Source organism: Frankia sp. CgMI4 (assembly GCF_001756285.1).
GTDB classification, from domain to species: domain Bacteria; phylum Actinomycetota; class Actinomycetes; order Frankiales; family Frankiaceae; genus Frankia; species Frankia casuarinae.
Map to the genome: position 1 here is coordinate 1 of NZ_MAQZ01000077.1, position 21,039 is coordinate 21,039.

The following is a 21,039-nucleotide window of genomic DNA, read 5'->3' on the forward strand; positions in this document are numbered from 1 at the left end:
CAGCACCAGCAGCACCAGCAGCACCAGCAGCACCAGCAAGATCATTGGATATCGAGCGGGGGCGATGAGTGACCACATGACGATTTATGCAGGAAATTACCGAGAGTTATTAATCTGATACAGTCATCTAAGAATCCTCGAAATAGTGGGCCGCTTTGCCTGGCGTGATCGGCGGATGACCGTCAATATCACCGGTATGGCCGCAGCATCCAGCAGCTCCCAGCCACGACTCCACATTAAGCCGGGTACCACCTGGTCCGAGGCGTTCACCACCTGCCGCCAGGTTGCCCCCGAGGCGTTCGACGAGGACCGCCTCCGTAATCTCTGGGGCGGGCACTGGCATCGAACTGGAAATCCACTGCACAGCCTGTCCCCCGTCGACGGCACACCGATCGCCGGGCCCCCGATGATCGAGCAGGACGAGGCCCGGGATGCGATCCGGGCCGCTCTCGACGACCACAAGCACTGGCGCGACGTGGCGCTGCCCGAGYGCAAGGCCCGAGTACGCGCCGCCGTTGACGCCATGGACGCCCACCGCGACCTGCTGGCTCTCCTGCTCGTCTGGGAGATCGGCAAGCCCTGGCGACTGGCGCGCACCGACGTCGACCGTGCCCTCGACGGGGTGCGCTGGTACATCGACGAGATCGACGGCATGATCGCCGGGCGCACCCCGCTACCCGGTCCGGTGAGCAACATCGCCAGCTGGAACTACCCGATGAGCGTGCTCATGCATGCCGTGCTCGTCCAGATCCTCGCCGGCAACGGCACCATCGCCAAGACCCCGACCGACGGCGGCGCCGCCTGCCTGACCCTGGCGAGCGCACTGGCCCGCCGGGAGGGTCTGCCGGTCTCGCTGGTCTCCGGATCGGGTTCCCGGCTGAGCTCGGCGCTGGTCCGCGCCCCCGAGATCGGCTGCCTGGCCTTCGTGGGCGGCCGGTCGGCGGGTGGCCAGGTCGCCGCTGCCCTGGTCGACACCGGTAAGCGCCACTTCCTAGAGCAGGAGGGCCTCAACGCCTGGGGTATCTGGGATTTCTCCCAGTGGGACGTGCTCGCCGCCCATCTGAAGAAGGGCTTCGAGTACGGCAAGCAGCGCTGCACCGCCTACCCCCGCTACGTCGTCCAGCGCCAACTGTTCGACAGGTTCCTCCAGATGTACCTGCCGGTGGTCTCCGGCGTCCGGTTCGGCCATCCCCTCGCCGTCGCCGACGACACCGACCAGCTGCCCGAGCTGGACTACGGCCCGGTCATCACCGCGGACAAGGCGACCGAGCTGGCCGCGAAGATCGACGAGGCGATCACGAAGGGCGGCGTGCCGATCTACCGCGGAGACCTCGCGGACGGCCGGTTCATCCCCGGGCAGGACACCTCCGCCTACGTGCCGCCGGTGGCGATCCTGAGCCCGCCGGCGTCGTCCGCGCTGCACCACGCGGAGCCGTTCGGCCCGGTCGACACCATCGTCGTCGTCGACTCGGAGGCTGAGCTGCTGGCGGCGATGAACGCCTCCAACGGCGCGCTGGTTGCCTCACTGGCCTGCGACGACGAGTCCCATGCCCGCCGGCTCGCCGGGGAGCTGCAGGCGTTCAAGGTCGGAGTCAACAAGCCGCGCTCCCGCGGCGACCGGGACGAGCCGTTCGGTGGCCGCGGCGCCTCCTGGAAGGGGGCCTTCGTCGGCGGTGTCCATCTGGCCAGGGCCGTCACCGTAGGCACGGACGCCGACGAGCGGCTCGTCGGCAACTTCCCGAGCTACTCCCTCTACCCGGCCGTCTGACCTGCCCGGCCGCTCCTGCCAGAAGGAGGATTCGACCAGGCCGGTAGGCCGTGCTCGGCGAGTGGTCCAAGGCGCAGGCCGGCGTCGTCGCAGCGCGCGGCGATCCCGGGCAGAGCCCCGAGCGCGCTGCGCCAGGCCCCGGGGGCCGATGTGCAGTCACAGTCGTGCAGCAGCACCGTGGCGCCCCCGCACAGGTCGGGGGCGAGGGTGCCCAGCACGCTGCCCGGCGTCGCCTCGGCCGTCCAGTCGCGTCCCCATGCCGACCACAGGACGGGGCTGAGGTCGAGGCGGCGGGCCGCGACGAGCAGCCCGGCCGAGAGGATGCCGTGCGGCGGCCGGACGAACCGCGGCGCGCGACCGGTGATCTCGACGACCAGGTCCCGGGTGCGGGCGAGATGGTCGTGCGTGGAGCGGGGACCGCGCAACAGCATCGGGCGATGATCCCAGCCGTGCACGGCCAGCTCGTGCCCGGCGGCGGCCATCTCCCGCGCCAACGTCGGTGCGCGTTCCAGCAGACCACCGAGGACGAAGAACGTCGCCCGCACGTCGAGTTCGGCGAGCACGTCGAGAAACTGTGGCGTGGACACGGGATCCGGACCATCGTCGAAGGTGAGCGCGACGTGATCGGGCGCGCCGAGCCCTGCGAGCGCCGGCGTCCACCGCAGCCGTAGTCGACGCAGTGTGGTGAGCGACGGAATGCCGTAGGTGAGCCMGGCCGCGCCGCCCAGGGTCAACGCCGTGGCGGCGGCACGGCGTGCCATGGYGGGCCTGCGCGTCGCAACGGACCGCGTCATGGCAAAAACTCTCCCACAGATCCGGTCTCGCCTTCCGACCGGCGCCCCCATGCCCACCGCCACGGGTACCGCCATGYCCCGCCCCCAGCCTCCGTCTCGGCCACGACCGCCCGCGCTAGCGGAGCTACTCGGGTCTCTGGATAGAACAGCTATGGGCGGTACGTTCAGTAATGTCCGCTCGTGGGGACGGCACACCCGTCACCAGAACAGCGCCGGGCAGGAAGCACGATGAGGTGGTGGGCAGCCGGGCAGGGTCGGACGTGATCGGGGATCCGGTGATACCGGCCGGCGCGGCGGGGCAGGAAGGGGCGGACCGTGCGGATCGGACGGCGGGGACCGATCGGCTGGCTGTTCGTCGTCGCGATCGTCCTGGTCGGGGGTGCCCTGGTGGTGAACAGGACCTCCGACGACAGGCCACGGGTGGCGTTGTGGGGCGACTCGCTCGCCTGGGAGGCGGGTGACGCCTTCGACGAGGCGGCCCGCGCGGACGGCGGGACCGCCGTGCTGGTGCGCACCTGGGGTGGCAYGGCTCCCTGCGACTGGCTCATGGACATCCGCGACCAGGCGCGGCGTTGGCGGCCGACCACCGCGGTTCTGGTGTTCTCCGGCAACCAGGTGACGCCCTGTATGCAGGGTCGTGACCTGGTGACGGCCTACCGGGAGGACGTGACGAAGGCCGTCACGATGCTGACGAATCAGGGCATCGAAGTYGTCCTCGTGGATGCGCCGCCACGGCGTGACCAGACGGTCGACGAGGCCGGGATGACCCCGTTGGACCGCCTGTGGCGCCAGATCGCCGCGGAGCACGAACGTACCCGGGTGGTCCCCGCGGGTCGGGTCCTGACCATGGACGGCCGGTTCACCTCGACGATGCCCTGTGCCGCGGGCGAGACCTGCGAGCCCGGCGGGGTCGTCACGGTCCGCAGCCCCGACGGGGTCCACTTCTGTCCGTTGCCCCAGAAGCCGATGACAGCCTGCCCGGTCCCGTCCCCTGGCGCCGTCCGCTTCGGCACCGCGATCGCTCGGGAGACCCTCCAGCCGGCCGCGGGCTGACCGCCAGCCGACCGATCGGGGGCTGACCGAGGGCTGACCGGGCCGATCCACCATCTTCTAGGCTTCCCGGGCTTCCCGGGACCTCGTCGAGAATTCGCCGGAATGTTCAGGCGACCTTGCGGTGCATCCCGATCCGACGGCCGCTCAGCGAACGACGATGATCACCCAGCTCGTCGTGCCAGGAGAGGAACGTCTGATCGGGCGCGCCAACCTGGGAGAGCTTATAGGCGAGTTCGGCAGCRAGCGCCTCGACCTGGTGCGGCTGGTGGACCCGGACCCACAGACCGTGCTCGTCGAACGCGGCGACCCTGGCGCGGTCCCGCAGGTCGGCGTCCAGCCGGTCGGCGAGTTCACCTGGTGTGGCGATTCCGCTGGGCAGCCGTGGCCAGGCGATCTCCATCAACAGACCGTTCGCCTTCATGATCCCCTCCTCTGATCGCCGCCGGCCCCGGGTGACCGCTCGGTCGATCGGGGCGGCGGGCGGGCTCGCTCGTCGCCCCGTGAGGGCATCCCCTCAGACTTGAGGGCGAACCATGACATTACGGAATGAGGTCGCCCTCGCCGGTCAGCCAGCCGCTCGCCGGTCAGCACCGCTGTCCGCGGTCGGGCTGAGATCCACGGGCGTGACGGACTCCGCGGGCGTGACCGACTCCGCGGTGAAGGCGGCCCACAGGCGGGAATACGGGCCGCCGGCGTGCACCAGCTCGGCGTGCGGCCCCTGCTCGACCACCCGGCCGTCCGCCATCACGACCACCCGGTCGGCCCTGGCCGCCGTGGTGAGCCGATGGGCGACGATGATCGTGGTCCGCCGGGTGGCCACCGCCTCCGAGGCTGCCGTGACCGCAGCCTCCGTCGCGAGGTCGAGCGCCGCGGTCGCCTCGTCGAACAGCAGGATGTCCGGGTCGGCGAGCTCCGCGCGGGCGAGCGCCAGGAGCTGACGCTGGCCGGCGGACAGTCCCCGGCCGCGTTCGCCGACCAGATGATCGTAGCCGTCGGCCAGGCGGGTGATGAACGCGTGGGCGCCGACCGCCCGCGCCGCCGCCACGACCTCGGCGTCGGAGGCATCCGGCCGAGCGTAGGCGATGGCGTCCCGGACCGTGCCGGAGAACAAGAACGGCTCCTGCGGAACGACGCCGAGCCGTCGCCGGTAGGCGGGCAGGTCGAAGTCGCGCACGTCAACACCGTCCACCCGCACCGCGCCCTCGGTCACGTCGTAGAACCGGGCGATCAGCTTCACCACCGTGGACTTGCCCGCGCCGGTCTCCCCGACCAGGGCGACTGTCTCCCCCGGGGCGATGCGCAGGCTCACCCCGTTCACGGCGTTTCCCGCCGGCCCCGCGTTTCCCGCCGRCCCCGCGTTCTCCGTCCGCGCGGCAGTGCCTCCCACGTAGGCGAACCGGACGCCGTCCAGGACCACCTCGCCGGCCAGCCGTCCGACCGGTCGCGGGTACTCGGCCGACGGCGTCGAGGTCGGAGTCCGCAGCAGCTCGGAAAGCCGRCGCAGACCGACCCGGGCCTGCTGATAACCGTCGAACACCTGGGACAGTTGCTGCACCGGCGCGAAGAAGAGGTCCACGTAGAGCAGGAACGCGAGTAGTGCTCCCGGCGACAGGGATCCGCCGACGGCCAGGTGGGCRCCGATTCCCAGCACGAGAGCACCCGCGATCCGGGAGAGGAACTCGACGAACGGGAAGTAGAGAGCGATCATCCGTTGTGCCCGCAGCCGCGAGCGGCGGTAGCTGTCCGCGAGCTCGCGGAACCTCGCCTGGTTGACCGCTTCCCGGCCGAACGCCTGGGCGATGCGCAGCCCGGTCAGGTTCTCCTGCAGCGATGCGTTGACGGCGCTGACCCGTTCCCGGGACTCGGTGTAGGCGGCGGAGGAGCGACGCCGGAACACCACCGTCACCACGATCAGGATCGGCAGTACGGCGACGACGACCAGGGCGAGCTCGGCGTCCAGCACGATCAACGCCACCAGGACGCCGAAGAAGGACAGCAGGCTGACGATGGCGGTGGTCAGGCCGGTCTGCAGGAAGGTCGACAGGGCGTCGACGTCGGTCGTCATCCGGGTCATGATCCGGCCGGCGAGCTCGCGCTCGTAGTAGTCGAGCCCGAGGCGCTGCAGCTGCGCAAAGGTCTTCACCCGCAGGATGTAGAGCAGCCGCTCCCCCATCCGGCCCGTGACACGGGTCTGCCACACCTGCACCGCCCAGTTGACCAGCACCACCGCCAGCGCGACACCGGCGGTGGCGAACAGGACGTCACGTGCCCCGACGCTCACGCCGGCGTCGACGGCATGCCGCACCAACGCTGGCAGGGCGAGACCCGCGACGGCGTCTGCCGCCACCAGCAGCAGGCCCAGGATGAGCGGCCAGCGGACCACGGCCAGCAGCCGGTGCAGCGAGAATGCCGGGTCGGGGGCGGCCGCCGCAGCCTGGTCGACCCGCGGCTCGTCGAGCGCCGGGGGCAGGGCGTCGACCCGGGCGAGCAGGTCGGGGGTCGCCGGCATGTCACCGAAGGGGCCCCCGCCGCCGAGCCCCCGGCCGAGACCACCCCGGGTAGCACCACCCCGGAGAACATTTCCCTTTCTTTTCCCTTGCCTACTTCCTTTCYCTTGCCTACTTCCTTGCCTATCCAGAGCCTTTTGCGTCTGATTTATCCCTCTGGACAGGCAAGAAAGGCCGGGGTCGGGAGACGGGGACGGGGACGAGAGCTGGTCGGGAAGGCCCTCGCCGGGGCCGGCGAGCAGATGGCGGAACAGAGGACATCGGGCCGTCAGTTCGGCCTCGGTCCCGACGTCGACGATCCGGCCGGCGTCGAGCACGGCGATCCGGTCGGCAAGGCGCAGGGTGGAGCGYCGGTGCGCGATGAGCAGAGTGGTGCGGCCACGCATGATCGTCCGAAGCGTGTCATGGATCTCGGCCTCGATCCGGGCGTCCACGGCCGAGGTCGCGTCGTCGAGGAGCAGGACGCGGGGATCGGTGAGTAGCGCGCGGGCGAGCGCGACGCGCTGGCGCTGGCCGCCGGAGAGGGTCAGGCCCTGTTCTCCCACGACGGTGTCATAGCCGTCGGGCAGGCCGCGGATGAAGACGTCCGCCTGCGCCGCCCGCGCGGCCGCGATGATCTGGTCGTCCGTGGCACCCGGCCGGCCGTAGGCGATGTTCGCGCGCACCGTGTCGGAGAACAGGAAACTGTCCTCGAAGACGACCCCGATCTGCGCCCGCAGCGACGACAGTGTCACCGTGCGGATGTCCACACCGTCAAGGCGGACCGTCCCGGCCTGGGGGTCGTAGAACCGCGGCAGCAGCATCGCGACCGTCGACTTACCCGAACCGGACGTGCCGACGAGGGCGACCGTCTCCCCCGGTTCGATCCGCAGGCTCACGTCCCGCAGCACGGGGCGAGACGGAGCGTAGCCGAACGTGACACTGTCCAGGTCGACCAGCCCGCGGATCCGGCCAAGGCGCACGGCGTCCGGCCGGTCCGTGATCGCCGGCTGCGAATCGATGATCTCGAAGATGCGTATCGTGCTGGCCTTGGCCTGCTGGCCCACGGTGAGCAGACCGGCGAGGGTCCGCGTCGGCCCGATCAGGGCGCCGAGATAGGTGCTGAACGCGAGGAAGGTACCGAGGGTGATCCGGTCCGTCAGCGCCAGCCAGCCGCCGAGCGCCAGCACCGCGACCTGGCCGAGCGCGGGAACGGYCTGCATCGCCGCACCGAACCTGCTGGTGATGCGCACCGCACGCATCCGAAGCGCGAACAGCCACCGGGCGTCCACCGCCAGCCGGTCCAGCTCGCGGGCCTCCTGTCCGAACCCCTTCACCACCCGGACGCCGGCGACGGCCTCTTCGACCGCTCCGGCAACCTCGCCAGCCTGCTGCTGCGCCGCCCAGGTCGCCGGGAAGACCGTGCGTCGGGCGCTGTAGCCGACGATGAACAGCGCCGGCCCCAGCGCGAGCGCGATGACAGTGAGCAGCGGGGACAGCCAGGCCATCACCACAAGGGACACGACGAAGAGCACCAGGTTGCCGCTCATCATCGGCAGGTAGGACAGCAGACCCTGGACCACGGTGACGTCCGAGATCGCCCGGCTCACCACCTGCCCGGTCTGGAGCTGGTCCTGCCGGGCCCCGTCGAGGCGCTCGATGGCGCTGAAGACGGCGTCGCGCAGGTCGTACTGGACGTCGAGGGAGAGCCGACCACCGACGTAGCGTCGGACGAACGCGGCGGCGAAGACGACGACCCCGGCCCCGAGCAGAATGGCGACGTAGGGTGCGAGAGAGTGGCGGTGCGTGACTACGACGTTGTCGATGACCTGCCGCTCGACCAACGGGACGGCGGCCGTGACGAGCGTGCCGAGCAGCGCGGCGCCGAAGGCCAAGGCGGCGTTGCGGCGGTACACGAGGATCTCGCGGAGAATCCTGCGCAGCCAGCCGGCCGCCGGTTTCTCCGGCCCGGCCTCCTCGGCTTTCTCCGGCCCGGGCGCGGCAGGCTCCTCGGCTGGTTGGGGCCGTGGGCGTGGGCTGGGCAACTGCGATCGCTCGACGGGAGCCAGAGCCGGATGCGGACTGGGGTCCGGCCGATCCGGCGGTCCGTGCGAGGGACGGGCCGTGTCAGCGGACGATGCTTCGGAGCTCGCGGTGGGCCTCCAGGTCGTCAGGTCCGATTCGGTACCCGCGTGACGCCGGTCCGGATCGGACGCGAAGGCTGGGACGAGACGCCAAAGCCGCCGCGTCCCAGCCTCACCGCGGTGTCCCAGCCTGACCGTACGTCCGGCAGGCCCGCGGCGTCGGCCACGTCATGTCTATCAGCGAAACATTCCTGGAACCCCGCTGATGCCCGTCACGGCTCCGAGCCGAGACCACAGGAAGCCGCGGGTCCCGAGCAAGGTCCCGAGCGAGCAAGGTCCCGAGCAAGATCAGCCCCGGAGGACACGCAGGGACCCCGGAGGACACACAGGGACCCCGGAGCCCCCGCCATCGGCGATCTCCAAGGTGGCCGCCGGTACCGAGCGCCGCGCCCGCACCCCCCGGCCACTCGTCTCCAGCGCCTGGTAGAGTTCTGCATGTCGCCGCGGGGACGCGGAGGCAACGCGCCGCTAGCTCAATTGGCAGAGCAGCGGACTCTTAATCCGCGGGTTCGGGGTTCAAGTCCCTGGCGGCGCACCCGTACGCAGGCCCCTGACCTGCAGCTAAGCATTTCTCTCCCTATCCCCGGAATGCTCCTTGATCGTTGTGGGCGGCACGTGGGCGCGGGGAACTGCATTCGCGATTGCCTCCGCTGCGGCCCGGCCCGTCGACCGCAACAGATGGGCGTACAGATCCCCCGTGATCCGGGTAGAGCTGTGCCCGTGGCGTTTCGAGACGAGCGTGATGTCGACCCCCTCAGCGAGCTGGATCGAGGCCGAGCTGTGCCGCAGATCGTGTAACCGCCGCCGGGACAGCAGATCCCGGCCGAGCTCGTCACCGGGCAGGAGCTCGAAGGGAAGCGGGCCGTCGAGGGTGAGGGCCGCGCCCGCCCCGCGGCGGCGCGGGCTGCCACCTCGTAGTCGTAGGCGCTGACCTTCAGCGCATGCTCGCCCGCTTCGAGGAAGAGCCTGGCGAGGACCTGGAGCTGGGTGGTTGCCCGGCCGGGGAGGATTCTGGCGGCCCAGGGGACGAGGCTGGCCAAGGAGTCACGATCGACGGTGAGACGCACCCGCCCATTGTGCGCCTCGTACGAACGGATGTTCGGATACGGCTCAGGTGGCGGTTGGAGGAAGTGYGGGCCGTTCGGCGGCCTGGACGAGTACCCCCAGGTCGTGGACTGCGGGCAGGGCGGGCCAGCGGGCGTCCATCTGCCGCCACATCTGCCCGGCGACGTCGACAACCCAACTCGTTCGCTGTTCCCCGACAGCGGCCAGCGCGGAGCGTGCGGCATCGGCGGCCCGTTCGGGGTCCGGCTCGGGTCGGCGTAGGTAGCTGCGTGCGAGGGCGTTGTATGACCCCCCGAGGTTCCCGGCACGCCCGGAATCCGCGTAGGCCGCGATAGCGCGCCGGGCGTGCTCCTCGCTCGCGGGATCGGCGAGTTGAGAGAGGATCGCCGCGCTCTGGGCGAGGGCTTGATCCTCGTCAACGGCGACCGTTCCGGGCAGAGGGCCACCGGTCCACAGGTTTGCCCACATGTCGTCGAGGGCGTGGCGGGCTGCCGCCGGATCGCCCGCACGGGCCGCGGCGCGGGACTCGCAGGCGCCGAGCATGGGCCGGGCGTAGGGGTGGGCGTAGGGGTGGGCGTCCTGGCGCCGTTCGGCGGCGACGGCTTGGGCGCGGTGCGGCTGGTTACGGAAGAACGCGAACGAACTGTCGAGCACGGCGACGCAGTCCGCGAGGAGCCGATCCCCGGCCTCGTCTGCGTGCTGGCCGGCGAGGTCGAGGTAGGTGTCGGCTGCCTGGGTGTGGCCGAGGTCGTTAGCGGTCAACGCGAGGTAGAGCGCGTACTGGYCTGCGCGGGTGTCCAGGGTGGTGCGGGTCCGGCCGCGGACCCGGCCGTCGAGGAGCCGTTCTACGGCGAGCCAGCCCGTTTCGACCCGGGGCACCAGCAGGCCCGCGGGTGTGGCGGTATAGGCCGCGGCGATGTCGTGCACGTCCCGTTCGATCTCGCGGAGGGTGCGAGGAGCCACAGCCGATTCGGCGATGCGGTCGGAGATCGCCGCCGAGGTGTCCGCGGTGGCGAACAGGCCGGCTGCTGCCATGCTGCCGCCGATGAGAGTGCGTCGGTTCRTCGGGCTCGTCGGACTCACCTCCTCCGCTGGTTCCACTGTCGGGTCATTCCCCGTTGTCGCGCTACCCCTTCGCGCGAGATTGGGGCGGAAYCAAGTGGTCATGGCGACACATGCCCTGCCAGYGGATTGTCGAAAACTTCGACTGGCTTCGCACCGTTCAATGTCTGCTGTGGCGTCTGCCGYGGCCGTCCAGTCAACTGTGCGGCCGCAGTATCAAACTCCGCCGCCATCCCGGTGCGCTGGCGACGGAGCGTCCCTTTCCGGGGCGTGGCCGAGGTTCCGCTCGGCTTCGGGAGCCCGTTACTCCGGTTACCGGAGAGAACGGAGCAGGAGCCGGCCGAACCGGGTGAGGAGCAGGGCGCCGGAACCGGCGAGCGCGGCGAGCACGCCGATGAGGAGGTCTCGCGCCGAGTTCACGCCGAGGACCTGGAGTACCGCGAAGGCGGCGCCGAAGGGCAGGCCGACGACGGTGATGACGCCGAGYGCCGCGCCGACCTGCTGCCCCTCCTGGGTCTGGGCGATCCGGTTCAGGTCGACGATCTCGGTGAGCACGGCGTCGAACCGCTCGGGCAGATGGTGCTGTGCCTGATAGGCGGTGAGGATGTCGTTCGCCGGGCCGTGGGCGCTGGCGTCCCGGAGCCAGTAGATGTTGCGGAATCGCGCGGCCCGTTCTTCGAGACGAGCAAGATGACGGGTAAGGTCCTGGGCTTCGAACGCGCGGGCCGCCTCGGCGATCATCTCGGTGATGGCCACGTTCTGGATCATGCCGATCAGGACCGCGTCGAGGTAGGTGGTGTGGGCGTAGAGCTGGGCGAAGCCGAAGAACGCATCGTCGGCGCCGTCGTCGGGGCGTAGACCGAGAAAGGCGGCGCCGTCCCGGGTGACGAGCCCGCGCCAGTCTGCGGAGAGAATCACTCGTCTGTCGAGGAGCTGGTCGGCGTGGTCGGGATCCGGCGGGTAGTCGGCGTTGGCGGTACGGGATGCGAGATGCCACAGCCAGGTGTCCGCGGTCGACCAAGAGTCGATTCGGGCGGCGTCAACGGGTCGCGGCGGGTCGGCTTCGGGAAGGGTGGGGAAGGTCAGGAAGGCGATTGTGAACCTTCGGGCCGACGGCGCCAGGCGGGCCCAGGTGGGCAGCGCCGAGCCGAGGTCGGGGGGTGGGGTCGCACTGCCGCGCCGGCCGGCGACGGCGCGCAGGACGTCGAGGAGCTCGGACCCGCCGGTCTGGATATGGACATGGACGATGACGAAGGCGCGATCCGGCCGGTCCGGGTCGGGTAGGAGGATCTCCGTCCCGAAGATCGGGCTGTCCGTCTCGCCGGTGGGTGCGGTGCGCTGCCAGCGACTCGGCCGGTCAGGCGTGCCGTAGAGGATGCGTGCGCAGGCGGCGCTGAAATAGGTGCTGCGTGCGGCGGTGGTCGCTTCGATTTCCTTGTGGCGTAACGGCAGCGGACCTTCCGGCCAGTCCGGGGTGCCGGTGAGGAAGGCGGGACAGACGACCACGAAGGAATGCCGTCCCGGCTGGTCTACCGGTAGAATTCGTCGACCTCCGGAAGGTCCAGTCTGATCACGAAGTGAGCTCGGCCGGTGGACGGGTCGACCTCGAAACGCACACGCTCCCCGACGATGATCGTGCGGAATCCTTCGGTGACGATGTCGCTGTAGTCGAAGCCGTGGATCTCGCCGGTCTCRTCGTCGCGAACCAGGTAGGTGGCGGTGACCCGGTGGGGTCCGCTGCCCAGCGGCTGGCGGTCGACGATCCGGCCGAACCGCTGCCCGCTGTCCGGCTCGCCGGTCATGGTCACGCGACCTCCYGCACGCAGCGGAACCCGACGGCGTTACTGCTGCCCCGACGTAGGTACAGGGCCTTCGACGAAGTCTGCACCGCCCGGTACGGGTTGTCGTAGGAGCCGCCKCAGATCACCGCGGAGTTGATCCCGTCGAACACGGTCTCGGTCCATTCCCACACGTTGCCGGACATGCCGTGCACCCCGAACGGGGACAGGTTCGCCGCATGATCGGTCACCGGGGTCGGGGCGCAGYCCCGCAACCGGCCGCCGTCGATCTCCTGCTTCCAGACCTCGTAGGTCACCAACGGCCGGCCGCTCCACRCGTCGGCGCAGTTGACCGCGGCCAGGTCGACGCCGTCTCCCCAGGGGAACAGCCGGCCATCCGTGCCCCGGGCGGCGGCCTCCCACTCGACGCAGGTCGGCAGCCGCTTGCCCTCGAAGCGGGCGAAGGCGTAGGCACTCCACCAGTTGACGCAGTTCGCCGGGTAGTTATCGTACACCGGATCGGTGAAGTACTCCGGGTTGCGCAAGCGTTCCTGCCATGGTTCGTGGCTGTGGCCTGGCGGAGTGTCCGGATGATCCCACTGCGCGCAGCCCTGCTCGGCGACCGCGGCGAGGAACGCCTTGTACTGCCCGACCGTCACGGGGAACTCGTCGAACAGCACCGGCTTCTCGATCTTTCGAAGAAGGAGGCGGTGGCTCGGCCCGACCAGGTACGTCGCTGCCGGCAGCGTCCGCGGGGGCGCGGGGATCGTCTCGGCGCCGAGGTGGACGAGGAACTCCCGGACCTGCTCGGTCAGAATCGGTTCGGCGTTGCTGCCCGCGGCCTCCCGTCCGGCCGCGGTCCGCAGGTAGCGCGCGGCGAAATACTCCTGGAAAACGGTGTGCACCAACGCCACCGTGCCGGCGCCGGCCGGACGGAACAGGGGCGCGAGCAGTAACGTCTCCAGCGTGACCCGTCCCTCGGCGAAGCATTCGATGCCGACGTGGGTGCAGATGTCCGCCAGAGTGAACACCGCCTGATCGGCCAGGAACGCCGGGCCGAAGTAACTCTCCAGCCTGGGCTGGAGATCAGCGAGCCCGGCGGTGTTCAGGACCTGCCCGATGCGGGCCGGCACCAGGTCCGCGAGGTGCCTGGCCGCATCCACGGCGGGCCCCCGCGCGAGCTGGCCGGTCTGCTGAGCGAGCCGCAGTTCCAACGGCGAGACCGAGTAGACCCGCTCGTCCGCGTGCAGCTTCAGGTCACCGAGTCGGACCACGCTGAACTGCGGAAGCTCCAGCGGATCGACGCCGTTCGCGTGCAGCTGCTGGACGAGCTGCTCCGAGATCAGCGACGAGCTGTTCAGCAGCCGGCGGACCTCGGGCGAGTCGGCGAGGAACGAGTAGTGGTTACGGAATTCCACGTAGATCCGCACCGGCCGGCACCGGCGCTGGTGACCTCCGGTGGGTACCATCCGGACCTCAGCAGCGTCGGGTCCGTCCAGGAAGCCGTCCCGACCAGAATGTCACCCACGCCCGTCGCCTCCTCGCCGGGTTCCACGCTCACGAACCGGTACCCGCCCGCAAACGGCATGGTTGGYGCAGGACCCGTCAATCCGGGGCGGTGACCGGTCAGGAGGCGGTGACCGGTCAGGAGGCGGTGACCGGTCAGACGACGGCGAGCGTGGTCGACCAGAGCACCGCACCGCCGGAGTCCCGCAGCTCCACGGTGAGCCCGCCACCGGGATCGAGGTGCACGCGGCCGAAGAACTGCAGACCGGCCGAGGGCGGCAGGTTGGACTGACCCGCCGGAGGGGCCTTCACGAAAACAGCCTCGGGGCCGAAGGTGGGATCGAGCGTGTTCGGGCCGAACGTGCTGGCGTTCAACGGCCCGGAGACGAACTCCCAGAACGGGTCGAAATCGGTGAAGGCAGCCCGGTCCGGGTGGTAGTGGTGTGCCGCCGTGTAATGGACGTCAGCAGTCACCCAGACCACATTGCGGACCCGGTGCCGGCGGAGGCCGGCGAGGAGGTCCGCAATTTCCACCTCGCGCCCCAGCGGGGCACCCGRCCGGCCCTGCGCCACCGCCTCCACGCCGCTCGGGTTGTCCGGCACCAGCAGCCCGAGCGGGAGATCGGCGGCKACCACCTTCCAGGTGGCGCGGCTGGCGGCGAGCCCGGCCAGCAGCCACTCGCTCTGGTGGCGGCCGAGTATCGCCACGCCGGCGGGATCCTCCTGGGCGTCGGGATTCGGGTTCTTGAACGAGCGCATGTCCAGGACGAAGACATCGAGCAGCGGGCCGTAGGAGATCCTGCGGTAGATCCTCCCGCCCGGGTCGGCCCGACCGGGAATGAACGGGGTGTACTCCAGGAACGCCTGCCGCGAGCGCGCCGCGAGGACGTCCACCCGTTTCTCGCTGTACCGGGAGTCGTCGAGAATCTCACCGGGATACCAGTTGTTGAGCGTCTCGTGGTCGTCCCACTGGAACACCCACGGCACCTCGCGGTTGAACGCGAGCAGGTTTGCGTCGAGCAGATTGTACCGGTAGTTGCCGCGGTACTCCGCGAGGGTCTCGGCGACCTTGGACTTCTCCGGGACGACGAGGTTGCGCCACACCGAGCCGTCCGCGAGCGGAACCGTCGGGAGGATCGGCCCGTCCGCGTACAYGGTGTCCCCGGAGCAGATCGCGAAGTCCGGSTTCAGCCGGCGCATCGTCTCGAAGATCCGCATCCCGCCGAGATCGGGGTTGATACCCCACCCCTGGCCGCAGATGTCACCAGACCAGACGAACGAGACGTCGCCAGCACGGCCGGGGGCGGTCCGGAACCGGCCGGTCGACGTCTCGCCGACGAGCGCCGGGTCATCCGCCGAGGCGAGGCGGACCCGGTAGAACACCTCCTCGCCGGCAGGCAGGCCGCGGACCGGCACCGAGGTGGTGAAGTCGGTCGCCGCGTCCACCCGGACGACGCCGACCCGCCGGGCTGCGGTGAACGTCTCGGTGGCTGCCACGTCGACCGCGAGCACCGCCGGCCGATCGGCCCGTGCCCACACCACCGCGCTGTCCGCGGTGACATCGCCGGACTGCACGCCGGAGGTAAACGTGGGCCGGCCACCCCGCACCTGGCCCGGGGCCCGGTCCGCGACCGCGGCCCGCGCCGCCGGACCCCCCCGGCGGTGCCGGCGGCGGCCGCCAGGGACGCCACCGTCGCTCGGGCCAGCACATCCCGTCGGTTCGGCATGCGTTCCTCTGCCATCTCGCCCGGCCCTCCTGTCACTGTCCGTATGGCCGCAGTCCCCCGACGTCGACCATCACAGTGCAGGTTCCGGGCAGCCGTCGGCCCCCGTTTCGGAAGCGAAAAAGTGAACTGTGCGTGGCGTCCCGCACCGCCTGCCGCAGAGCCGCAGAGCCAGGGAAACCCTGGTAATCTGGGCCGCTCTCACGGCCCCTTAGCGCTTTCGCGATCCGTATCTACGTAGAAATTGCTATGATCTATCCGTAGATGCGGCTTCAGTCGGAGCTTTGCCGTCGGTGACCAGCCTTTACCTCCCTCGACGAGAAAGGGACGGACGATGTCTCCGCAGATCAGGCGGTTGATCAGAGTGGATGCGTGACATGTTCTGGCCAGGCCCCGCCCACCCCGACGACGAGACCAGGCACTGGCTCGCCCGGGTCGAGAAAGTCGCCCCAGTCCTGGTCCAGCACCGTGAACAGGCCGAACAGGAGAGAATGACGCCGCCCGACGTCATCGACGCCCTGCGTGAGCAGAACATCCACCGGATGTGGGTCTCCCCGGCCTTCGGCGGCGGCGGGGTGAGTGTCCGGACCGGTTCCGCGGTGCTCCAGGCGCTCGCCCGGATCGACGCCTCCGTCGCCTGGCAGATGGGGGTCCAGGGCGTCATCGGCCGGATGTCGGACTACCTCCCGGAGCAGACGGCCGGCCGGATGTTCCGGGAGAGCGATGGTCTCGTCGTCGGTGGGATCAACCCGTCGGGCCACGCCGAGGCCGTCCCCGGCGGTTACCGGGTACGCGGTCGGTGGTCCTTCGCCAGCGGCTCCACCCACGCCGACTGGCTGGTGTGCGCCTCACTCGTCACCGAAACCAGCGCGGCCGGCGAGGTAGCCGCGGGAAGTAAGGCGAACTCGTCGGCCCCGGCCCCGCCCACAACCCGGATGATGTTCGTTCCGCGGGATGCCGTCCGTTTCACCGACGACTGGTTCACGATAGGGCTGCGCGGCACCGGGAGCGTCAGCTTCACTGTCGACGACCTCTTCGTCCCCGAGGAGCACACCGTCGACGGCGGGCTGCTGCGCCGGCTGCCCGCGGCCCGGCCCTCGCGCGGCTACCCCATCGCGTACTACGACTTCGGCCCGTTCACGACCGCGTCAACGGCGCTCGGCATCGCCCAGGACGCGCTGAGCGCCTTCCCGGGGCTGGCGGTCAGCGCGGTTCCTGCCCGCGGGACGGAGACATTGGCGTCCAGCCATACCGTTCAGGCCGGCCTCGCCCGCGCCGCGGCCCTGGTCAGGGCGGGTGAACTGCTGCTCGACGATGCGGCCGGCCACGCGAGTGCCCGCCTCATCGGCGGGGAGAAGCTCAGCGCCCTGATCCGGCTCGCCGCCACCGCCGCCGGCGAAAACACCCTGAAGGCCGTGGACACCCTGCACGGCCTGGCCGGCACCAGGGCCCTGGGCGCGGCAGGCCGGCTCGACCGCTGCTTCCGCGACATCCACACCGTGGTCGCGCACATCACCCTGGCGCCGACGAACTTCGAGATGGTCGGGTCGTATCTCCTGGGCGGCTCGTTGCTGATGCGGCGCTGACCCCGTCCGATGCCCCGAGTCCCTACCCCCGAGCCCCGAGCCCCCGGGGACGGTCTGACGAGTGCCATCGCGGCGAAGGTCTGCCTGGTCGCCCGAGTGCCGTCAGGCGTTGGCGAGGGTCGCCTCGAAGGCACGGTCGACCGCCTCGGTGACCATCACCGCCACCGGCTTCGGCATCTCAGCGATCTTCCCGGCTGCCGCCAGAGCCTCGCCCACCAGAAGTGATCAGGGCGACGCCGGGACTTCGTCACCCCCGTGGGGAGCACCCGGTGGCACCCGTGGGAGTATGCCACTGGCAACCCACGGCCGACGCGAACGATTACATCAGTGTTATCAAAATGTTGTTGACAATGACCGGCGGCGTTTACGGTCGGCAATGGTCGCGCCGGCAAGACTCGTAGTCGGCGAATATTCGGTCCATGAAATCACGGTCCGCGATGCCGCACCCGGCGAAACCGTGTTCGACGATACCCCATCGAGACATACCCAACATCCGTTGCAACGGAAGCCCGCGAAAACATCAACATTCAAACAAGTTCCTGACATCGCGACCTGGCATCCAGATCCGAAGAAAATACATTCCGCCGCAACCCCGGCAACCCGTTATCCCACCGTTCCAGCACGGCCGACCAGGAGYGTTCGTGGCTCGTCCGCCCGAAGTGCTGTTCGTCTGCGTCCACAACGCGGGCCGTTCTCAGATAGGCGCCGCCCTGCTCGACCGACATGGTCGTGGCCTGTTCCGCGCCCGATCCGCCGGCACCGCCCCGGCCCCGGCCATCCACCCGGGAGTCGTCACCGTCATGGCCGAGGTAGGCATCGACCTGTCCCGGGAGTCCCCGAAGCGACTAACCAACGAGATGGTCCGCGACTCCATCGTCGTCATCAACATGGGATGCGGCGACGCCGTTCCCAGCTACCCCGACACGCGCTACCTCACCTGGAAACTGGATGATCCGGCGGAGTGCACGCTCGAGGAGATCCGGTCGATCCGCGACGAGATCGACGCCCGCGTCCGGGCACTGGTCTACAGTCTCGGCGTGGCCGCCCGCGTCGGGCTGCTGAAGAACCAGCCCGGTTACACCGGGATCCCGCCTGGCGGTACTGACCCGGATGCGTGGCGCTATCCTCCACCGGTCGGGGCGGGCRCACCCGACGCGACCGCGTGATCCGGCACGACCGCGTCGACGGGCTCGGCCTCCCGGTGCGGGATGATGATCGTCGCGCCGATCGGGACGGTGCCGCCACGCACGACGTCTGCGCGCAGGCCACCTCGGTCGCGTAGCGCGCTCCAGACCCCGGGGCGGGTGAGCTGTTCGAGGTAGGAGCACGGTGGGCAGGGCYGGACACCGAGCAGGACAACGTCGTCGATGCGGAAGGTCCGCCCGACGAGGTCGAGCAGCGCGACGCCCTCCGTCACCAGGTTTCGCCTGGTCTCCCACTCGGCCAGAGCCACCCCGGCATCCGCGGCCACGGCGGCGATGACCTCACGCTCGATCAGCGTGACGGCGCGACCGGCGCCACCGCGCGCGGAGTAGGTCCCGGTGCCGGTGGCGTAGCGGTCGCCTTCGAGACCGTGACCCTCGATCATTCGAACGGCCTCACGGGCCCGCATCCGGGTACCCCGGATCGGCGTGGTATAGATCCCGACCAGGCGTCCCGCGACCATGATGCCGACACTACCCGCTGGGACAGTATTCCATGGTCGGCAGGATCCGGGTGAGGCCGTCAGCGAGCGGATGAAAAGTGACGGCGCCCCTGGTGGAGCCCTTCATTGATCATTCCCTTCCCAGATGTCGGAGTCCGAGCTCCAACCCCATCTGCCGGTCCCCCCGAAGGCGTCGGCGTCCGCCGTGTCACCGGCTCCGGGCGGACCCGTGGGGTCCTCGGCGAAGTCGATGGCGGGAAGTGGGCCGACGTATTCGATCGTGAAGTACGGACAGGCGCGACGGAGATCGGCGACGGCGGCGTCGAACGCATCCACGGCGGCATCGCGCAGCAGAAACGCCCAGCTGAGCACCGGGTCATCCGCGCCGCCGTGCGGGCGCCGTGGCCGGTCGGACAGCGCCAGCGGACGCAGCAGGTCGAGGATCGCATCGGCCTGGCGCTGCCGGCGGGCGATGACCAGGTCGGCCACCTGCTGGCCCAGCCTGATCCGCGCGTCGAGATCCGCGGACGGCGTGACCCCGACGAACGGGCTGCCCGGCAGTACCTCGGTGAGGGCGGACCGCTCGTCCTCCTCCACGTCGAGATGCAGCTCCACCAGCCCTTCGAGCGCATCGARCCGATCGGGCATCTCGTCGGCGAGCGGGGCGAGGACCTCACGGCATACGGCAGCCTCGTCGGGGGCGAYGGTCCCGAACCGCAGCGGCAGCACGGGGCCTCCGGCGAGAAGTCGCTGCAGGATATCCAGATGACGCACGGCCTCGGACTCGCCCAGAATCCCGACATCCGCGGTGACGCTGACCGCCGCCGCCAACGGCCCGAACCGCACCAGGTGCACCTGCCCCGGAGGGTGTCCGATGCCGGGCGGCGGTGGCATCGGCGCCGGATGCCCGGACCGCGTGATGCCATAAATGATGAYAGACATGGCGATCATCCCTCTCGGCCGCTGCGGCGGTCGCCCGGCGCGCTGCGCCCGGCCGGCAGATCCCGCCGGGCGTGCTCCTCGGACGATCCGCCASGCAGCGAGCCCACCGCCTCCTCGGCGGTATCCTTCAATCCTTCGAGCGCCCCCTTCGACTTCTGCCTCGCGGTGCCGTCGGTGACCTCATGCATGAGTCCGGGCAGGCCCGGGACCTGCTCCTTGGGYGCGAGGTCCAGCCGGTTCACCGCCTCGGCGAACCGGAGGTAGGTGTCCACGGTCGCGATGACGACCCGGGCGTCGRCCGTGAGGACCTCGATGCCGACCAGCGCGACCCGCGCGTAGGCGTCGATGACGATTCCCCTGTCGAGCACGACGTCGAGGACATCGGCCAGGCTGCTGGGCTTCGGAGCCCGGTTCATGGACTGGCTGGAGACGGTCATGGCGCTGTCCTCGCCTTCTTCCATCGTTCTTCGTCCRCGGAGGAGGCGGAGCGGGCCCTCGACACGCCGGGGGGGTCGGGGCGATCCCGTCTCCCCCGGCCCACCGAAGCACCCTGCCCCCGCACAGCGCCCCGTCCCGGCATGGCCCCCCCGGGGAACCAGCACCTCGCCGAGCTCAGTCATCGCCGCCACCATGCCGTCCTCCGACAGCACCATGCCGTCCTCCGACAGCACCATGCCGTCCTCCGACAGGACCCGGGACCCGATCGGCGTCCGGAACCCGATCGGCGGTGCGCACCCGGTCAGTGGTGCGCACCCGGTCAACCACCGGCGCTCCACCGCCGGGCGAGTCCTCGTGACCGTCGAAGGTGCCGCCCAGATGCTGGTAACCACCCAGCGTGATATGGACAAACGAGTAGGGCGGCCAGGGACCCGTCGCCTCGGCGGGGCACCCCGCCGCGTCCAGCTCCCGCGTCAGCGCGGTCGCCGTGGTGAGGAACGCATCCTCCTCCGAACGCGGCACGAGGTACGCGCAGTCGAACATCCGCCCCGGCCGACCGGTGTGCCGACGGGCGTCATCCCGCGCGATCGCGTCCACCTCGGTGTCGGCGCCCAGCCCATCGATTCCGGCGGTGTCGCTCGCCGCGGGGATGATGCCGTATACGTAAAGACCGCGGTCGGTCCGGGACACGCGCGAGGACGGCCGGATGCCAGGCCCGACCACGCCCACAGTTGCGACAGTCGACTCCGGAACGGACTCCGGAACGGACTCCGAGACGGACTCCGAGACGGACTCCGACTCCGGAACCGACCCCGACTGCGAGACCGGAACGGGAGGAAGGTCCCGAGGCGGGGTCACGGCCGGCCTGATGCCCTCCATCGCCACCCGGGTGATCTCACGGGCGAGGCACTCGACGATCTGATGTCGGGCGAGTTCGCGGGCCTCTCGAACGGCCTCCTCGACGACCTCGGGCGCGAGTCGCCGGGCGAGGGCCGTGAGATCCTCAGCCCCGGCCGTCGTGCTCATGGCCGCTACTCCCTCGTGTCGC

General features: G+C 70.2%; 17 protein-coding genes, 1 tRNA gene and 1 pseudogene. 5 read left to right on the forward strand and 14 right to left on the reverse strand.

Annotated features, from left to right (window positions below; all coding sequences use genetic code 11):
• Nucleotides 1–196 precede the first annotated feature (196 nt).
• Nucleotides 197–1,768: an aldehyde dehydrogenase family protein gene (locus Manayef4_RS13225; RefSeq protein WP_070131808.1), complete on the forward strand. Its 1,572-nt coding sequence runs from the start codon at nt 197–199 to the stop codon at nt 1,766–1,768.
• Here Manayef4_RS13225 and Manayef4_RS13230 read toward each other — a convergent pair.
• Nucleotides 1,753–2,529, reverse strand: coding sequence for a polysaccharide deacetylase family protein (locus Manayef4_RS13230; protein WP_254665633.1), 777 nt, complete (start codon nt 2,527–2,529; stop codon nt 1,753–1,755). The genes Manayef4_RS13225 and Manayef4_RS13230 overlap by 16 nt on opposite strands.
• Before the next feature lie 348 nt (nt 2,530–2,877).
• Here Manayef4_RS13230 and Manayef4_RS13235 point away from each other — a divergent pair, with 348 nt between their 5' ends.
• A complete protein-coding gene (locus tag Manayef4_RS13235) occupies nt 2,878–3,615 on the forward strand; it encodes an SGNH hydrolase domain-containing protein (RefSeq protein ID WP_070131792.1) in 738 nt (245 codons plus the stop codon).
• Between the two features lie 106 nt (nt 3,616–3,721).
• Here Manayef4_RS13235 and Manayef4_RS13240 read toward each other — a convergent pair whose 3' ends face one another.
• Together Manayef4_RS13240 and Manayef4_RS13245 are read right to left on the reverse strand one after the other, a co-directional pair.
• Nucleotides 3,722–4,036 (reverse strand): hypothetical protein, encoded by a 315-nt coding sequence (locus tag Manayef4_RS13240; RefSeq protein WP_011435485.1) that lies wholly within the window; start codon nt 4,034–4,036, stop codon nt 3,722–3,724.
• A gap of 144 nt (nt 4,037–4,180) precedes the next feature.
• Entirely contained in the window at nt 4,181–8,044 is a 3,864-nt protein-coding gene (locus Manayef4_RS13245) for an ABC transporter ATP-binding protein (RefSeq protein ID WP_070131809.1), read from the reverse strand.
• A gap of 663 nt (nt 8,045–8,707) precedes the next feature.
• On the opposite strand from Manayef4_RS13245, the gene Manayef4_RS13250 reads away from it, so the two are divergent.
• A tRNA-Lys gene (locus tag Manayef4_RS13250) sits at nt 8,708–8,780 on the forward strand.
• 26 nt (nt 8,781–8,806) lie between these two features.
• Here the strand turns inward: Manayef4_RS13250 and Manayef4_RS26685 are convergent.
• The 6 genes from Manayef4_RS26685 to Manayef4_RS13275 all read right to left on the reverse strand — a co-directional run bounded on the left by Manayef4_RS26685 (nt 8,807) and on the right by Manayef4_RS13275 (nt 15,264).
• Nucleotides 8,807–9,268: a tyrosine-type recombinase/integrase gene (locus Manayef4_RS26685; RefSeq protein ID WP_082456848.1), complete on the reverse strand. Its 462-nt coding sequence runs from the start codon at nt 9,266–9,268 to the stop codon at nt 8,807–8,809.
• Nucleotides 9,269–9,355: 87 nt separating this feature from the next.
• Nucleotides 9,356–10,345, reverse strand: a complete 990-nt coding sequence (locus tag Manayef4_RS13255) for an XRE family transcriptional regulator (protein WP_254665634.1) — start codon at nt 10,343–10,345, stop codon at nt 9,356–9,358.
• A gap of 339 nt (nt 10,346–10,684) precedes the next feature.
• Nucleotides 10,685–11,878 (reverse strand): hypothetical protein, encoded by a 1,194-nt coding sequence (locus Manayef4_RS13260; protein ID WP_083282441.1) that lies wholly within the window; start codon nt 11,876–11,878, stop codon nt 10,685–10,687.
• 23 nt (nt 11,879–11,901) lie between these two features.
• Nucleotides 11,902–12,174 (reverse strand): hypothetical protein, encoded by a 273-nt coding sequence (locus Manayef4_RS13265; RefSeq protein WP_011435464.1) that lies wholly within the window; start codon nt 12,172–12,174, stop codon nt 11,902–11,904.
• Between the two features lie 2 nt (nt 12,175–12,176).
• Entirely contained in the window at nt 12,177–13,580 is a 1,404-nt protein-coding gene (locus Manayef4_RS13270; RefSeq protein WP_070131795.1) for an SUMF1/EgtB/PvdO family nonheme iron enzyme, read from the reverse strand.
• A 232-nt stretch (nt 13,581–13,812) separates the two neighbouring features.
• Complete coding sequence (locus tag Manayef4_RS13275) at nt 13,813–15,264, reverse strand: alkaline phosphatase D family protein (RefSeq protein WP_070131796.1); 1,452 nt, start codon at nt 15,262–15,264, stop codon at nt 13,813–13,815.
• Nucleotides 15,265–15,757: 493 nt separating this feature from the next.
• Here Manayef4_RS13275 and Manayef4_RS13280 point away from each other — a divergent pair, with 493 nt between their 5' ends.
• Nucleotides 15,758–16,966: an acyl-CoA dehydrogenase family protein gene (locus Manayef4_RS13280; RefSeq protein WP_023841286.1), complete on the forward strand. Its 1,209-nt coding sequence runs from the start codon at nt 15,758–15,760 to the stop codon at nt 16,964–16,966.
• A 641-nt stretch (nt 16,967–17,607) separates the two neighbouring features.
• Nucleotides 17,608–18,132 (forward strand): arsenate reductase ArsC, encoded by a 525-nt coding sequence (locus Manayef4_RS26015; RefSeq protein WP_349257444.1) that lies wholly within the window; start codon nt 17,608–17,610, stop codon nt 18,130–18,132.
• Here Manayef4_RS26015 and Manayef4_RS13290 read toward each other — a convergent pair.
• From Manayef4_RS13290 to Manayef4_RS13305, 5 genes and pseudogenes are all read right to left on the reverse strand, one after another.
• On the reverse strand, nt 18,087–18,632 hold the full coding sequence (locus Manayef4_RS13290; RefSeq protein ID WP_070131798.1) for an MOSC domain-containing protein: 546 nt from the start codon (nt 18,630–18,632) through the stop codon (nt 18,087–18,089). The two genes, Manayef4_RS26015 and Manayef4_RS13290, sit on opposite strands and share 46 nt — an antisense overlap.
• 13 nt (nt 18,633–18,645) lie before the next feature.
• A pseudogene (locus tag Manayef4_RS26020) lies at nt 18,646–18,735 on the reverse strand (cyclase); the annotation flags it as partial.
• Nucleotides 18,735–19,553, reverse strand: coding sequence for a GvpL/GvpF family gas vesicle protein (locus Manayef4_RS13295; protein WP_070131799.1), 819 nt, complete (start codon nt 19,551–19,553; stop codon nt 18,735–18,737). The pseudogene Manayef4_RS26020 and the gene Manayef4_RS13295, both read right to left, overlap by 1 nt.
• A 5-nt stretch (nt 19,554–19,558) precedes the next feature.
• Complete coding sequence (locus Manayef4_RS13300; RefSeq protein ID WP_070131810.1) at nt 19,559–19,990, reverse strand: gas vesicle structural protein GvpA; 432 nt, start codon at nt 19,988–19,990, stop codon at nt 19,559–19,561.
• Nucleotides 19,991–20,165: 175 nt separating this feature from the next.
• Entirely contained in the window at nt 20,166–21,017 is an 852-nt protein-coding gene (locus Manayef4_RS13305) for a GvpL/GvpF family gas vesicle protein (protein ID WP_011435456.1), read from the reverse strand.
• Between the last annotated feature and the right edge of the window lie 22 nt (nt 21,018–21,039).